We start from the raw sequence: 15136 nt of genomic DNA, 5'->3' as shown, positions 1-15136 counted from the left end.
ATGGCCGGGCACTGCCCGGCTGCAAAGGCTTTTTCCCATCACAACATGGAGGATGCGATGACCACGTTGACCCCTGGTGAATCCCAACCCGGCTTTACCGAACTGTTTGCCCAGCTGGGCCTGCCCAACGACGAGGCCAGCATCCAGCAGTTCATCCGCCAGCACCACCCCCTGGCCGATGACCTGCAGCTGCACGATGCGCCGTTCTGGAGCCCCCAGCAGGCGCAGATGCTCAAGGAGAAGATCCGCTGCGATGACGACTGGGCCATCGTGGTGGACCAGCTGAGCCTGGCCCTGCGCAAGGCGCCGGAGCTGCACAAGTAGGCGGCCCCGCGCCCGCAGCACCTCCAGGGCCGCGTTGCGGCCCTGGGGTTTTTGGCGCTGTCATCCGGGTGTCGGATGGACGGGGCAGCGCAATCCATGGGTTGGGGTGCCATCAACAAAGATGGTGGCCCCGTTCGGCGGTGTGACAACGTGCGTGCCGCGGAGCCAGGTCAAGGACCGATCAGGCCAGCCACTGCGTGAACAGCAGGCCCGCGCCCAGCAGCCAGGCAAACAGCAGGGCCGCCAGCAGCAGCGGTTTGACCCCGGCGGCCCGCACGGCCTGCACGTGGGTGGTCAGGCCCAGGGCGGCCATGGCCACGGCCAGCAGCAGGTTGTCCAGCTGCATCCCCCATTCCACCAGTGGCCGGGGCAGCACGCCCAGCGAGTGGATGCCGGCCACCACCACAAAGCCCAGCGCAAACCAGGGCAGGCGGATGCCGCCCAGGCCACCGGCCTGCGCCGCGCCGTCCCGGCGGTCCTCGCGGGCCTGCCACAGCGCCAGCAGCAGCAGGAAGGGCGCCAGCATCATCACCCGCACCATCTTGGCGATCACAGCGGTGCTGGTGGCCTCGGGGCTGATGGCCGCGCCCGCCGCCACCACCTGGGCCACCTCGTGCACGGTGGCGCCCACGTACAGGCCGTAGCGCTGCGTGTCCATGGCGATCCAGCCGTGGTCGGCGTTCCACTGGTACAGCGCCGGGTACAGGAACATGCCCACGGTGCCGAACACCACCACGGTGGCGATGGCCACGGCCACATCCTGGGCGCGGCCCTTGGCCACCGGGGCCGTGGCCAGCACGGCCGCTGCGCCGCAGATGGAGCTGCCCGCACCGATCAGCAGGCTGGTGCGCCGGTCCAGGCCCAGCAGGCGCTGGCCCAGCAGGCAGGCCAGGCCGAAGGTGCTGGCCAGCACCAGGGCATCCAGCGCAATGCCGCTCCAGCCGACCTGGGCGATGTCCTGGAAGGTCAGGCGCAGGCCGTACAGCACGATGCCGGCGCGCAGCAACTGCTGTTTGGCCAGGCCCACGCCGGGGCCGCTGGCGGCGGCCAGGCGCGGGTAGACGGTATTGCCTAGCAGCAGGCCCAGCACGATGGCCAGGGTGAGGGCGCTGAGCCCGTGCGCGGCCGCCCAGGGCTGGGCTGCCAGCCCCAGGGCCAGCAGGGCGATGGCGGTGCTCAGCAGCAGGCCGGGGGCGGTGCCGCGCAGCCACTGCAGGGGGGTATCGAGGGAGAAGGAGGAAGGTAGCGTGTTCATGACCGGGCTGGCGCAGGGGACAGTGGCGCCGAGCTGGGGATCACTTTAGATAGTTTGGTTATATTTGTATAACGAATAGTTTTTCTTGAATCTATCTGCCAAACAGGTTGAAGAAGGGATGCCCCAGCATGTTGCACCTGACCTTGCGCCAACTCGACATCTTCAGCGCCGTGGCCCGCCACGGCTCGACAGTGGCGGCTGCGGAGGCCGTGGGCCTGTCGCAGTCGGCGACCAGTGCCGCGCTGCAGCAGCTGGAAACCGGGTTGGGCGTGCAGCTGTTCGAGCGCGTGGGGCGGCACCTGGTGCTCAACGATGCCGGGCGTGCCCTGCTGCCGCAGGCGCAGTCGCTGCTGGAGCAGGCGCGCGGCATTGAGCAGGCGTTTGGCCCGCACGGCCCGGGCCTGCCGGTGCGCCTGCGCGTGGCGGCCAGCACCACGGTGGGCAGTTATGTGCTGCCCAGCGTGCTGGCGGCGCTGGCGCGCAGCCACCCGCACATCAGCGTGGATGTGCGCATCGGCAACACGCGCGAGGTGGCGCAGGCCGTGGAGGCGCTGGAGGTGGACGTGGGCCTGATCGAGGGCAGCAGCCACTGGGCGGGCCTGGCGGTGCAGCGCTGGATGCAGGACGAACTGGTGATCGTTGCGGCGCCGCAGGACCCGCTGTGCCAGGCCGCGCGCGACAAGCCCCTGGGCGTGGCCGTGCTGCGCCAGGCGCGCTGGCTGCTGCGCGAAGAGGGCTCGGGCACGCGCGAAATGGTCGAGCACGCGCTGCTGCCGCGCCTGCAGCAGCTGCCGGCGGCGGCGGTGCTGGGCAGCTCGGAGGCGATTGCCCGCTGCGTGGCCCAGGGCCTGGGCATCAGCTGCCTGCCGCGGGTGCTGGTGCAGGCCATGCTGGACGATGGCAGCCTGGTGGTGCTGCCCACGGCCTTGCCGCGCATGGAGCGGCATTTCTCCATCGTGCAGCGCGCGGGCAAGCATGCCTCGCCCGCGCTGCAGGCCTTCACCCAGGCCTGCGCCGCGCATGCGCGGGCGCTGCAGCCCTGACGGCCCATCTTTCAAAAGCGCAGCGGCTGGCGCTTGAGTGCATTGGCTTTCAAGGTGATTTCAATCTGAAAACACCGCCCAATCTGCGCCACCAGCTCTCTTTTTTTACTTCAATGGAATCGGCGTGCTACGCGGCACGGGCACGGCGGTGATGCTGTTCTGCGGCGAGCCTTCGATCACGCGGTCCGAGTAGGTCATGTAGACCAGGGTGTTGCGCGTGCTGTCCACCATGCGCACCACGCGCAGGCGCTTGAACAGCAGCGAGGTGCGCTCGGTGAACACCTCTTCCTGCTGGCGCAGCGGCGCCGGGATGCTGATGGTGCCTGTGGCATGGCAGCTGATGGAGGCTTCCGAGCGGTCCTCGGCCAGGCCCAGGCCGCCCTTGATGCCGCCGGTCTTGGCCCGCGACACGTAGCAGGTCACGCCCGGTACCTTGGGGTCGTCGTAGGCGTCGACCACGATCTTGTGGTCCGGGCCCAGCAGCTTGAACACCGTGTCCACGGAGCCGATGGTTTGCGCCTCGGCCAGCGCCTGCCCGCAGCCCAGCAGCAGGGCGCAGGCCATCCAGAGTCGTTGAGTTTTCGGTTGCATGGCTGCAAGCATACGGGCTGCGGGCCTGCAGGGGGCGCCGGCATGCACGACCTGCCAGGGGTGTCTTGTATACAAGCGGCCGCATGCGCTGCGCCGGCGCGCGACAATGCCGTCCCTTTGGCATGCGCGTGCCCCCGTTCCTGGTGCCGGCAGCGCTCGGCCTGCCGTCTGCAGGCCGCTTTGGACCCGTGATCTTCCATGTCTTCTTCCTCGATGGCGCCGCCCTCCGTGCTGGCTGCGCCCGCTTTGCTATTGATGGCCGTGGCCTGCGGCCTGTGTGCCGGTGGCAACTACTACAACCAGGCCTTGCTGCATTCGATTGCGCTGCACTTCGGCGTGGACCAGGCCGCCGCCGGCCTGTCGGTGACCGTGGCGCAGGTGGCCTATGCCGTGGGCCTGCTGTGCATCACCCCGCTGGGTGACAAGCTGGAGCGCCGCCGCATGGCCGTGGTGCTGATGCTGCTGGCCGCCGTGGGCCATGCCCTGGTGGGCTGGTCCGGCAGCTTTGCCATGTTCATGCTGGGCACGCTGGTGGCCGGCCTGTTCTCGGTCGCGGCCCAGGTGCTGGTGCCCATGGCGGCGGCGCTGGCCGCGCCCGGGCATGCGGGGCGCAATGTGGGCCTGGTGCTCAGCGGCCTGCTGGTGGGCATCTTGCTGTCGCGCAGCGTGGCCGGTGGCCTGTCCACCCTGGGCGGCTGGAGCCTGGTGTACCAGGTCACGGCCGTGGTCATGGCCGTGATGGCGCTGTGCATGCGCCGCGTGCTGCCCACCTCGCGCCACCCCCAGCCCCTGCCGTATGCGCAGGTGCTGGCCTCGATGGGGCACCTGCTGCGCACCCAGCCGGCGCTGCGCCAGCGCACCCTCGCCAGTGCGCTGGCCTTTGCCGCGGTCAGCGTGATGTTTGCCACCATGGCCCTGGTGCTGTCCAGCGCGCCCCTGCAGCTCAGCGATGCGCAGATCGGCCTGGTCGGCCTGGCGGGCGTGACCGGTGCCTTGATTGCCAACCTGGCGGGCAGCTGGGCCGACCAGGGCAAAAGCCATGTGCTGCTGCGCCTGGGCGCGGCGCTGCTGCTGCTGTCCTGGCTGCCGCTGTGGTGGGGGCAGGCCAGCGTGGCCTGGTTTGTGGTGGGTGTGCTGCTGATGGACCTGGGCCTGCAGGCCATCAACGTGACCAACCAGTCCAGCGTGGCCAGCCTGCTGCCCGAGGCCCGCAGCCGCATGAATGCGGTCTACATGACCGGCTATTTCGCCGGCGCCTCGGCCGGCTCGGCCCTGGGCGTGTGGGCCTGGAACCTGGCCGGCTGGCAGGGCGCTTGCAGCGTGGGCGCCGGGCTGGCCGCCCTGGCGGGCCTCAGCGTCTGGCGTGGTGTGCGTTGGAGCCAGCGCCAGGCACTGGGTCAGACCCAGGCCGCCTGAGGGCTGCAGCGGCCCGCACGACTGGCCCCAGGGCCGCTGCGGTCAAGCGTGAGCGTGTCGGGTGGTCATGGGGCCTGGACCAGGTTGGGCACTGCCACGGCCACGTGCTCGATCCGGTTGCGCCCATGGTGCTTGGCGGCGTACAGCTGCTGGTCGACCGCATGCAGGAAGTCGGTGTGCAGGGCCGCTTCGTCGGGCACCACCGTGCCCGCACCGATGCTGACGGTCACGCGCCGGCTGAACGGTGACAGCGCGTGCACGATGGCCTTTTTCTCGATCAGGCGCTGGCAGCGCTCGGCCACCTTGTGCGCGGCGTCGGCGTCGGCGCCGGGCAGCAGCACGACAAACTCCTCACCGCCGTAGCGCGCCACCAGGTCCCGTGGGCCGTCCAGGGCCAGGCTCAGCGTCTGGGCGATATCGATCAGGCAGGCATCGCCCTGGATGTGGCCATACAGGTCGTTGTACTGCTTGAAGAAGTCCACGTCGAAGAGCAGCACGGACAAGGGCTGCTGCTCGCGCTGCGCCTGCTCCCAGGCCGCTTCGAAGTGGGCGTCGAAGCTGCGGCGGTTGGCGATGTTGGTCAAGCCGTCCTTGAAGGACAGAACCTCCAGCTCCTTTTGCAGGCTCAGCAGCTTTTCCTCGGTCTTCTTGCGTTCGCTGATGTCGAACATGAAGCCGATCAGGGCCTCCACCTCGCCCTGGGGGTTGCGCACCACATGCACCACGTCGCGGATCCAGACATAGCCGTTGTCCTTCGTCAGCGCCCGGTAGTCTGCCTCGTGGTCCACCCCGCACTGGGACTGGGAGACGCAGAAATTCACCACGCGTTCACGGTCTTCTGGGTGCATGCGCATAGCCCAGTCCTCCACGCTCACCCAGCTGTCGACGCTCCAGCCCAGCAGGGCCTCGATCTGCGGGCCGATGTAGCTGAACTTCATCGAGGCCCAGTCGATCTTCCAGGGAATCGCCTGGGTCGACTCCAGCAGGGTCTTGTAGACGCCGTCATCGTTCTCGAAATTACCCACCTTGGACATATTCATTTCCTCTCCGGATCACCGCGGCGCCGTGTTTGTACCGTGAAGCAAGTTGTGTGTGAATGTAGAGCATCTCGGCCGGTACGCAACGGTTTGTAAGCGCTTGTCCGCTGAACGGTTGCTGTTGATGGGTATGGTTGGAGGCCAAAAAAATGGCTCCTCAAAGAGGAGCCATGCGCAGGCGATGCCGCGTGCAGATCAGGCTTTAGTCGCTTCTTGCACATGCTTGCGCAGGTGTTCGAGCGACTCCTCCACTTGGTCCACCAGCACCAGACACAGATCGCCCGGTTGCAGGCGGCTCAGTGCATGGTCGATGGCGATGAACTCACCGTGGATATCGGTGCTGTAGCTGGTGCGCGTGGCGCCTTCCAAGCCCTTTTTCAGCAAGGCAATCACTTCACCGTCTTCGCGGCCACGCTGGCAGGCGTCTTGGTAGAGGATGACATCGTCAAACGCAGCGCCCAGAATGCGGGTTTGCTCAATGATGTCCTGGTCACGGCGGTCACCGGCACCGCTGATGACCACGCTGCGGCGCTTGGCGGGGATGGCAGATACGGCCTGTGTCAGCGCGCGGATGGCATCGGGGTTGTGACCGTAGTCGGCCACGATGGTCGCGCCCTTGTAATCCATCACATTGAAACGGCCGGGGGCGTTGGCACTGTCGTTGTGGAAGCTGGCGAGGCCGCGGCGGATGGTGTCCCAGGGCAGGTCGGCGGCCCAGGCGGCACCGATGGAGGCCATGGCGTTGTCGACCTGGAAGCCAATCGTGCCGTTGCGCGTCAGCGGAATCTCAGCCAGCGCAATGCTTTCTTTGAATGCCCCTTCGGCGCAGACGATGTGCTCGCCTTCCACGTACACCACACGGTTGCCCTGGGCACGGTGTGTGGCCATGATGGGGTGGTGGCGGTCGGCGCCAAAGTAGATCACCTTGCCCAGGCAGACGTTGGCCATGGGCGCCACGTGCGGGTCGATGGCGTTCAGTACGGCATAGCCGTTGGGGGCCACGTTCTGCACGATGACGCGCTTGAGCAGCATCACGTCGTCCACGGTGGTGATGAAGTTCATGCCCAGGTGGTCGCCTTCGCCCACGTTGGTGACCACGGCCACCTGGCAGCGGTCAAAGCCCAGGCCTTCGCGCAGGATGCCGCCGCGCGCGCATTCCAGGATGGCGGCGTCGACTTCGGGGTGGGCCAGCACGTTGCGCGCGCTCTTGGGGCCGGAGCAGTCGCCGCTGTCGATCTGGCGGCCGTTGACGTACACCCCGTCGGTGTTGGTCATGCCCACGCGCAGGCCTTGCGTGGCGAAGATGTGCGAGATCAGGCGCGTGGTCGTGGTCTTGCCGTTGGTGCCGGTGACGGCGACCACGGGGATGCGGCCATCCTCGCCGGGGCCGAACAGCAGGTCGACCATGGGGACGCCGACATTGCGCGGCTTGCCGAACGAGGGCGCCAGGTGCATGCGCAGGCCGGGGGCGGCGTTGACCTCGACGATGCCGCCGTTCTGCTCTTCCAGCGGCTTGAGCATGGTTTCGCAGACCACGTCCACGCCGCAGATGTGCAGGCCCACGCAGGCCGCGGCCTCGATGGCGCGGGCGGCGATCTCGGGGTGCACGTCATCGGTCACGTCGGTGGCGCTGCCACCGGTGGACAGGTTGGCGTTGTTGCGCAGCACCACACGCTGGCCCTGGGCGGGGATGGAGTCGGGGCTCAGTCCTTCGGCGGCGATGCGGCCCAGGGCGATGTCGTCCAGGCGGATCTTGGTCAGCGCCGTGCCGTGGCCGGAGCCGCGGCGGGGGTCCAGGTTGACGAGGTCCACCAGCTCGCGGATGGTGTGCTCACCATCGCCCAGCACCTGGGGCGGGTCGCGGCGGGCGGCCGCCACCAGTTGGTTGCCGACCACCAGCAGGCGGAAGTCGTGACCGGGCAGAAAGCGTTCGACCATGACCACGGTGCCGAACTCCATGGACGTGGCATACGCCCTTTCCAGCTGCTCGCGGGTGGTGATGTTGACCGTCACGCCCTTGCCCTGGTTGCCGTCCTGGGGCTTGACCACCACGGGCAGGCCCACTTCCAGCGCCACGGCCCAGGCGTCGTCCACGTCCTTGACGGGGCGGCCCATGGGCACGGGCACGCCGGCGGCGTGCAGCAGGCGCTTGGTCAGGTCCTTGTCCTGGGCGATGGTCTCGGCCACGGAGCTGGTCTGGTCGACTTCGGCGGCCTGGAACTTGCGGGCCTTGGAGCCCCAGCCCAGCTGCACCAGGCTGCCGGCCGTGAGGCGGCGGAAGGGAATGCCACGCGCCAGGGCCGCATTGACCAGCGAGCCGGTCGAGGGGCCGACGCGTTCGTCCTCGTCCAGCTCCTGCAGTGCATGGATGGCGGCCTTGGCGTCGAAGGCGGTATCGTTCAGCGCGGCCTGGATCAGTTCCTCGGCCAGCGCCATGGCGCGCTTGCCCACGGCTTCCTCGGTGTACTCGACCACCACCTGGAAGGTGCCGGTCTCCACCGTGGCGTGGGTGCGGCTGAAGGTGACCTGGCAGCCGGCCTGGGCCTGCAGGGCCAGGCCGGCGGCTTCCAGCACGTGGGCCAGGGACAGGGTGTTGTCGATGCCCTGGGCTTGCAGGCTGCCGATGGCCGGGAAGCGGGCGCGCAGCTTGTCTTCGAAGCCGGCGATGCGGGTGAAGTCGGCTTCGTCGGGCGTGCAGTGCACGACGCATTCGATAGCGGTGTTGCGGCTCCAGAGGTTGGGGCCACGCAGGGCGCGGGTGCGGGAAATTTCCATGGTCTGTCTTTCCGCTAAATTTGGGTTAAATTGGCATTCAACGTAGATCTAGCAAGCGCTGTTAGCTATCTTTTTAATTACAGAGACTGGTAGTCGAAGGTCTTGATGCCGGCGGCGATCAGATCGGGCGTGATGTCCAGCGCCCAGGCCGTGGCGATCGCGGCCAGCAGGGCCGGGGTGTCGGGCTCGAAGCCGTTGACGGGGCGCAGCACCTCCAGGGTGCCCAGCACGCGTTCGGAGGTGCCGTGCACCAGCACGACATCGTGGCCGTTGAGCACCACGGCGCGGCCACCGCCTTCGCGGTGGGTGACGATCAGGGGGTGCTTGGGGTCCTGGGTGTAGAACAGCACCTGGCCGTCGCACAGGCGGGCCAAGTCGGCGGCTGGGGCGTCGTCGGCATTCAGCACGCCGGCGCCATGGCTCAGCACCACGTCGATCTGGGTGCGCAGCACGCGGGTCATCTGGTCGGCTTCGAGCACGTCGTGGTCGGCCAGGCCTTCAAAACCGTCCAGGTCCGTGACTACGCCGACCTGGCAGCGGTCATAGGCCAGGCCTTCTTCGAGGATGGAGCGTGCCGTGGTCTGGATGACCGCGGCTTCGGCCAGGCGGTTGACCAGCAGGCGGTGCGCGGCATGCCAATTGGTGTTGTCGCCCTTTTGCGTCAGGCGACCTTCCAGGAAGGTGCCTTCGCTGCTGGCCACGCCGGTGCGCTTGCCCGACAGCTGCAGCAGCCAGCCCACCAGGCGGGCGATGAAGGCGTTGTGGCGCGTACCGGCAATCCCGACCACGGGAATGCGGGCGGCCTGGCCTTCGGTGTCACCGTCGGTGGCGGGGAACAGGTGCTCCACGATGGCCTGGCCCACCGGGCGGGACACGCCCACGCTGGGCTTGAGGTGCATCAGCAGGCCGGGGCCGCCGTTGACCTCCAGGATGGCACCACCCTGGGTGTGCAGCGGCTGGCGGATGTCCTGGCAGACCAGGTCCACGCCGGCAATGTCCAGGCCCACGACCTTGGCGGACAGGGCCGCCATGTAGGCGACGTCGGGATGCACCTCATCGGTGCAGTCCACGGTGACCACCTTGGCGCGCGGGTTGTTGCGGCCTTCAGGGTACTCGCCGCGCGAGGCAGCCACGACCTTGTCACCCACCACCAGCAGGCGGTGCACATGGCCGGGGATGTGGCGCTCGACCATCACGTAGCGGGTCAGCTTGCGTGCCTCGTCGTAGGCGGCGCGCACTTCGGCTTCGGTCGTGAGGTTCACGCCCACGCCCTGGCCCTTGTTGGAGTTGTAGGGCTTGACCGTCACGGGCAGGCCCATGTAGTCGGCCTCTTCCCAGGCGTGGTCGGCGGACTTCACCAGCTCCCAGTCGGGCACGGGCACGCCGCAGGCCTTGAGCAGTTGCTTGCTCAGGTCCTTGTCTTCGGCGATGCCGAAGCCGATGGCGCTGGTCTTGTCGGTCTCGGTGCTCCAGATGCGGCGCTGTGCGGCGCCATAGCCCAGTTGCACGAGGTTGCCGTCGTTCAGGCGGATGAAGGGGATGCGGCGCGTTGCGGCCGCATTCACGATGCTGGCGGTGCTGGGGCCGAGGTAGCGGTTCTCGATCTCGGCCTTGATGGCCTGCACGGCGGCGGGCACGTCGAAGGGCTGGTTGTTGATCGCGGCCATGATCAGGCCGTGGCCCTGGCGCAGGGCCACGTGGGCCACCGATTCCTCGGGGCAGCGGAACACCATGCGGTAGACGCCGTGCTGCGAGACGCTGCGCGTCTGGCCGAACTCGGCCGGCATGCCGGCCATGTTCAGCAGCTCGATGATGGTGTGCTCCAGCACATGGCCGCACCAGGTGCCTTCGGTCAGGCGCTCCAGGAAGCCGCCCCGGTGGCCGACGCCGCAGTGGTGCTCGATCAGGCCGGGCAGCCAGGTCGTCAGGCGTTCGGTGAAGCCTTCGATCTTGTTGGAGGGGTAATCTTCAAGTTCACCAAGGTCCAGCCACACTTCAAGCACTGGACGGTATGTCCAGACGCTGGGGCCACGCAGGTAGGTGGTACGAAGCAGTTGGATGTCTTTGAATGTCGCCATGGATGTCAGCGTTGGTGTGGAGGCTGGGGTCAAAGGCCACAGTCTGAAAAAGAGAGGACCATCGTGTGCGGGAGGCAAAACCGGGGCTGCGTGTCAGCCAAACTCGCTCTTGCTGCGTTGAAAGGTGCAGCTCCTACTCGGAGACCACGTGTTCTTGCAGAGAATACGCTATGTCCCACCCCTTTGGCAGCTTGGCCAACGCAGGGTTCTAACGATTCAACATGCAACATCACCATCCTGTAGACGCTTCCAGTGTCTTCAATGACCCTTTGGGGGCTGAATTGCGGGCGCAGCTCGCACCCCATGAGAACGTCCAAGCCGCACTGTCGGTTGACTTGACGGTGTCGCTGCGCTTTGCGCAGGGGCTGCTGGTGCTGACGGATCAGCAGATTGTCGGCAAGAGCGCGGACGGCGACTGGCAGCGCTGGCCGCTGACGGCCGACCTGACGCTGCGCTTCATCGACCACGCCGGTGTGGGCACACTGGAGCTGCACAACCCCCAGCAACGCCTGGCCCTGTGGCGCTTCACCCTGGGCCAGCAGGCCCAGGCGCTGCGCTTTCTGCAGCGCTTCGAGCAATTCCGCGAAGCCCTGGCGGCTGGTGACATCCGCCAGGCCCTGGTGCCGGTCGAGGAAAACCGCTGCCCCGTGTGCAGCGAAATCCTGCCCCCGGACAGCGACGAGTGCCCGGCCTGTGCCCGCCAGGCGGGTCCCAAGGCCTCGACCTGGGTGTTGCTGCGCATCGGCCGTTTCGCCAAGCCCTACCAGGGGCTGCTGATCTGGGGCTTCGTGCTGACCCTGCTGTCGACAGCGGCCACGCTGGTGCCGCCGTACCTGACCATCCCCATCATGGATGACATCCTCATCCCCTACCAGAAAAGCGGTCAGCCGATTGATCCCTACCTGGTGGCGCTGTACCTGGGCGGCCTGCTGCTGTCGGCCCTGCTGGCCTGGGGCCTGGGCTGGGCGCGCACCTGGGTGATGGCCAAGGTGTCGGAACGGATTGGTGCCGACATGCGCACCACCACCTATGCCCACATGATGAAGCAATCGCTGGAGTATTTCGGCGGCAAGCGCACCGGGGACCTGATGAGCCGCATCAGCGCCGACACGGACCGCATCAACATGTTCCTGTCGCTGTACGCGCTGGATTTCGTGACCGATGTGATCATGATCCTGATGACGGCCGTCATCCTGGCGTCCATCAACCCCTGGCTGGCCCTGGTGACACTGGTGCCGCTGCCCTTCATCGCCTGGTTGATCCAGAAGGTGCGCGGACGCCTGAGCGTGGGCTTTGACCGCATCAGCCGGGTCTGGGCCGATGTGACCAACGTGCTGTCGGACACCATTCCCGGCGTGCGCGTGGTCAAGGCCTTTGCCCAGGAAGAGCGCGAGATCGAGCGTTTCCGCCTGGCGAACGTGCACAACCTGGAAGCCAACGACCGCGTGAACAAGGTCTGGTCACTGTTCTCCCCGACCGTGGGGCTGATGACGGAAATCGGCCTGCTGGTGGTCTGGGGCTTTGGCATATGGCTGGTGGCCCAGGACCAGATCACCGTGGGTGTGCTGTCGGCCTTCATCGCCTACATCGGGCGCTTCTACGTGCGCCTGGACTCGATGAGCCGGATTGTGAACATCACGCAAAAGGCCGCCGCGGGTGCCAAGCGCATCTTCGACGTGCTGGACCAGGTCAGCAGCGTGCCCGAACCGGTCAACCCCGTGCCCCTGCCGCAGCCTGTGCAGGGCCGCATCAGCATGCATGACATCGGTTTCCGCTATGGCAGCCGTCAGGTCATCCGCAGCCTGAACCTGGACATCCAGCCGGGCGAGATGATCGGTCTGGTGGGCCACAGTGGCTCGGGTAAGAGCACCCTGGTCAACCTGATCAACCGTTTCTACGACGTGACCGAGGGCAGCATCCAGCTTGACGGCATCGACATCCGCCGCTTAGCGGTGTCCGACTACCGCAGCCAGATCGGCCTGGTGCTGCAGGAGCCCTTCCTGTTTTTCGGCACGGTGGCGGAGAACATCGCCTACGGCAAACCCCATGCCACGCGCGCCGAGATCGTGGCCGCGGCCCGCGCCGCCCATGCGCACGAGTTCATCCTGCGCCTGCCGCACGGCTATGACTCGGTCGTGGGCGAGCGTGGCCAGGGCCTGTCGGGTGGCGAACGTCAGCGCATCAGCATTGCGCGCGCCCTGCTGATCAACCCGCGCCTGCTGATCCTGGACGAGGCCACCTCGGCCGTGGACACCGAAACCGAAAAGGAAATCCAGAAAGCCCTGGACAACCTGGTGCAGGGCCGCACCACGATCGCGATCGCCCACCGTCTGTCGACGCTGCGCAAGGCCAGCCGCCTGGTGGTCATGGACCGCGGCGAGATCGTCGAAGTCGGCCCGCACGAGGAGCTGATGGCGGCCAAGGGGGCCTACTGGCGTCTGTATGAGGCCCAGGCGCGCCGCGCCGAGGAAGATGCCCAGGCCGCAGGCCTGGTGGTGACACAACAGGAGAGTGCCCGATGAGCCCCGAAATCCGTCTGGAGCGCAACCGCCATGGGCGGCTGTGCGTGCAACTGGCCGACGGCACCCGGCACGACACGGTGACCCCGGTGCGGGCCTTCCCCCTGGAGGCTCCGCTGGAAGCGATTTCCCTGGTGGGCCCGGATGGCAAAGAGGTCTGCTGGATCGAGCACCTGGACCACCTGCCGGCCGAACAGCGCGCACTGCTGGAGGAAGACTTTGCCGTGCGCGAGTTCGTGCCCGTGGTGCAGCGCATCGAGGCCATCGATGCCATCTCCGTGCCCAGCGTCTGGACGGTGATGACCGACAAGGGGCGCACCACACTGACGTTGCGGGCCGAAGAAGACATCCGCAAGCTCAAGGACCAGCACCAGTTGCTGATCGCCAGCCGGGACGGCGTGCAGTACCTGATTCCTGACGCCCGCCAGCTGGACCGGCAGTCGCACAAATTCCTGGAGCTGTTCCTGTAACGGCGGTGGCGACCAACGGTTCCGACGAGCGGCAGTCAAAAAGTTGAAAAATTTCCTAAATTTTCACCACAAGCTGCCGATAGAACAGTCGGAACCTGTTTTTGTCGCCGCTTTTATTCCGTGAATCGAGGGCCTCGCCATGTCAATACCACCTGTAGAACGTACTCCCATCCAGTGGACCAACACCCAGGGTGCCAATCTGTACTCCACAGGTGCGTCGGGACCGGCGGCGGTGCGCCCCGTGCACGCGGTGAATGCCGTGGAGTCCGCGGACAAGCTGGGTGAGGGCGTGACCGTCACCATCAAGAGTCCGGAAAAGCCCTCGGACAAGAGCCTGGAAGACCGCGACTGGACCGAGGTGCAGGAGAAGAAGGTGAAGGAAGAAGAGCAGGAGCCGCCCAAGGAGCCCATCTACAAGCAGCTGATCGAGCACATCCAGTCGATGTGGCGCGCCAGCGCGATGGCGGTGGAAGCGGCCCAGGAAGCGCAGAAGACCGACCAGCAGGAACGCAACATGCTGCAGGTGCGCACCGAGCCACTGACCTACGCCGAGCCCAAGGTCAAGCGCACCGGCGGTCTGTAAGCACCCCGGTGCCCATCCCATCAGAGCCACCGTCAGGTGGCTTTTTCATGGGCGCGCTGCTCAGGGTGTGGCGTTGGCGATGCCGCTGCGCACATGGCCCGCCGGCACATGGGCGCTGGCCGACTGGACATGGCCGGTCTGGTCGTCGAAGAAGAAGTCCGGTGCGAATTCGCGCAGGAACTCCCCCTTGGGCAGGCCGCCGAGGAACATGGCCTCATCCACTTCGATCTGCCAGTCCATCAGCGTACGGATGGCGCGCTCGTGCGCGGGCGCGCTGCGGGCCGTGACCAGGGCCGTGCGCAGGCGCATGCCGCCGGTCTCGCCACCCTGGGCGGCCTGCTGCAGGCGGTGCAAGGCCGCCAGCAGGGGCTTGAAGGGGCCGTCGGGCAGGGGTTGCGCCACGTGCTCGACCTCGTGGCGCAGGAAGGCATCCAGCCCCTCGGCCTGGTAGACGCGCTCGGCCTCGTCCGAGAACAGCACCGCATCGCCGTCGAAGGCGATGCGCACTTCCTGCGGGTGGGCGCTGCTGGCGCCGGCCGATTCCGTCAGCACGCGGGCGGCGGGGTAGCCCAGGTTCAGCGCCTGGGTCACATCGGCCGCGTTGGCCGACAGAAACAGGTGGGCGCCCAGCGGGCGCAGGTAGCCGAACGGGTCGCGCCCCTGCGTGAACACACCGCGCTGGATGCTGTCCAGCCCATGGGCCTTGGCGCTGCGGAACACGCGCATGCCGCTGACCGGGTCGTTGCGCGACAGCACCACCACCTCGACACGTTGCCGGTCGCCCTGGTTGAAGGCCAGCAGCTTGCGCACCAGGGGCAGGGCCACGCCCGGCGGCGCGGGCAGGTCCAGCCGCTCGCGCTGCAACTGCTGGTAGGCGCCCGGGTCCTGGTTGAAGACCTGGTTCTCCTCTTCAAAGTTGAACAGGGCGCGCGAGGAGATGGCAACAACCAGTTGGTCGTGGAGGCTGACGGCCATGTGGGATCAGTCGGTGGAGGCAGGCATGGCCACCATGGTAGCGGGGAATGCCCGGCGCAGGCCGGCGCGC

General features: G+C 67.2%; 12 protein-coding genes. 6 read left to right on the top strand and 6 right to left on the bottom strand.

Annotation, left to right across the window (positions count from 1 at the left end; all coding sequences use genetic code 11):
* The first annotated feature begins 57 nt into the window (after positions 1–57).
* Positions 58–324 (top strand): DUF2789 family protein, encoded by a 267-nt coding sequence (locus KAQ61_RS14310; RefSeq protein ID WP_154164371.1) that lies wholly within the window; start codon positions 58–60, stop codon positions 322–324.
* Between the two features lie 181 nt (positions 325–505).
* Here KAQ61_RS14310 and KAQ61_RS14305 read toward each other — a convergent pair whose 3' ends face one another.
* On the bottom strand, positions 506–1579 hold the full coding sequence (locus KAQ61_RS14305; RefSeq protein ID WP_210929613.1) for a YeiH family putative sulfate export transporter: 1074 nt from the start codon (positions 1577–1579) through the stop codon (positions 506–508).
* A gap of 128 nt (positions 1580–1707) precedes the next feature.
* On the opposite strand from KAQ61_RS14305, the gene KAQ61_RS14300 reads away from it, so the two are divergent.
* Complete coding sequence (locus tag KAQ61_RS14300; protein ID WP_042414814.1) at positions 1708–2622, top strand: LysR family transcriptional regulator; 915 nt, start codon at positions 1708–1710, stop codon at positions 2620–2622.
* A gap of 105 nt (positions 2623–2727) precedes the next feature.
* Here the strand turns inward: KAQ61_RS14300 and KAQ61_RS14295 are convergent, their stop codons facing one another.
* A complete protein-coding gene (locus tag KAQ61_RS14295) occupies positions 2728–3186 on the bottom strand; it encodes a CreA family protein (protein WP_244983094.1) in 459 nt (152 codons plus the stop codon).
* A 225-nt stretch (positions 3187–3411) separates the two neighbouring features.
* Between KAQ61_RS14295 and KAQ61_RS14290 the strand changes: the two genes are divergently transcribed.
* Complete coding sequence (locus tag KAQ61_RS14290) at positions 3412–4629, top strand: MFS transporter (protein WP_210929611.1); 1218 nt, start codon at positions 3412–3414, stop codon at positions 4627–4629.
* Between the two features lie 65 nt (positions 4630–4694).
* Here KAQ61_RS14290 and KAQ61_RS14285 read toward each other — a convergent pair whose 3' ends face one another.
* The 3 genes from KAQ61_RS14285 to KAQ61_RS14275 all read right to left on the bottom strand — a co-directional run bounded on the left by KAQ61_RS14285 (position 4695) and on the right by KAQ61_RS14275 (position 10519).
* Entirely contained in the window at positions 4695–5663 is a 969-nt protein-coding gene (locus tag KAQ61_RS14285; protein WP_210929610.1) for a GGDEF domain-containing protein, read from the bottom strand.
* A 198-nt stretch (positions 5664–5861) separates the two neighbouring features.
* Positions 5862–8441 (bottom strand): cyanophycin synthetase, encoded by a 2580-nt coding sequence (gene cphA, locus KAQ61_RS14280; protein WP_210929609.1) that lies wholly within the window; start codon positions 8439–8441, stop codon positions 5862–5864.
* A 77-nt stretch (positions 8442–8518) separates the two neighbouring features.
* Positions 8519–10519 (bottom strand): cyanophycin synthetase family protein, encoded by a 2001-nt coding sequence (locus tag KAQ61_RS14275; RefSeq protein ID WP_045266039.1) that lies wholly within the window; start codon positions 10517–10519, stop codon positions 8519–8521.
* 221 nt (positions 10520–10740) lie between these two features.
* Between KAQ61_RS14275 and KAQ61_RS14270 the strand changes: the two genes are divergently transcribed.
* The 3 genes from KAQ61_RS14270 (at position 10741) to KAQ61_RS14260 (ending at position 14091) form a co-directional block, all read left to right on the top strand.
* Positions 10741–13041 (top strand): cyanophycin metabolism-associated ABC transporter, encoded by a 2301-nt coding sequence (locus tag KAQ61_RS14270; protein ID WP_183302154.1) that lies wholly within the window; start codon positions 10741–10743, stop codon positions 13039–13041.
* Positions 13038–13508, top strand: coding sequence for a cyanophycin metabolism-associated DUF1854 family protein (locus tag KAQ61_RS14265; protein WP_210929608.1), 471 nt, complete (start codon positions 13038–13040; stop codon positions 13506–13508). Before KAQ61_RS14270 ends, KAQ61_RS14265 begins: the two co-directional genes overlap by 4 nt.
* A gap of 139 nt (positions 13509–13647) precedes the next feature.
* On the top strand, positions 13648–14091 hold the full coding sequence (locus KAQ61_RS14260) for a hypothetical protein (protein ID WP_042414790.1): 444 nt from the start codon (positions 13648–13650) through the stop codon (positions 14089–14091).
* 60 nt (positions 14092–14151) lie between these two features.
* On the opposite strand, the gene KAQ61_RS14255 is transcribed toward KAQ61_RS14260, so the two are convergent.
* Positions 14152–15066: a 5'-nucleotidase gene (locus tag KAQ61_RS14255; protein ID WP_210929607.1), complete on the bottom strand. Its 915-nt coding sequence runs from the start codon at positions 15064–15066 to the stop codon at positions 14152–14154.
* Positions 15067–15136 lie beyond the last annotated feature (70 nt).

The organism is Comamonas aquatica (assembly GCF_018064205.1).
GTDB lineage: Bacteria > Pseudomonadota > Gammaproteobacteria > Burkholderiales > Burkholderiaceae_C > Comamonas > Comamonas aquatica.
Note: the sequence above shows the minus strand (reverse complement) of the source record. Positions and strands in the feature narration are given on the sequence as shown.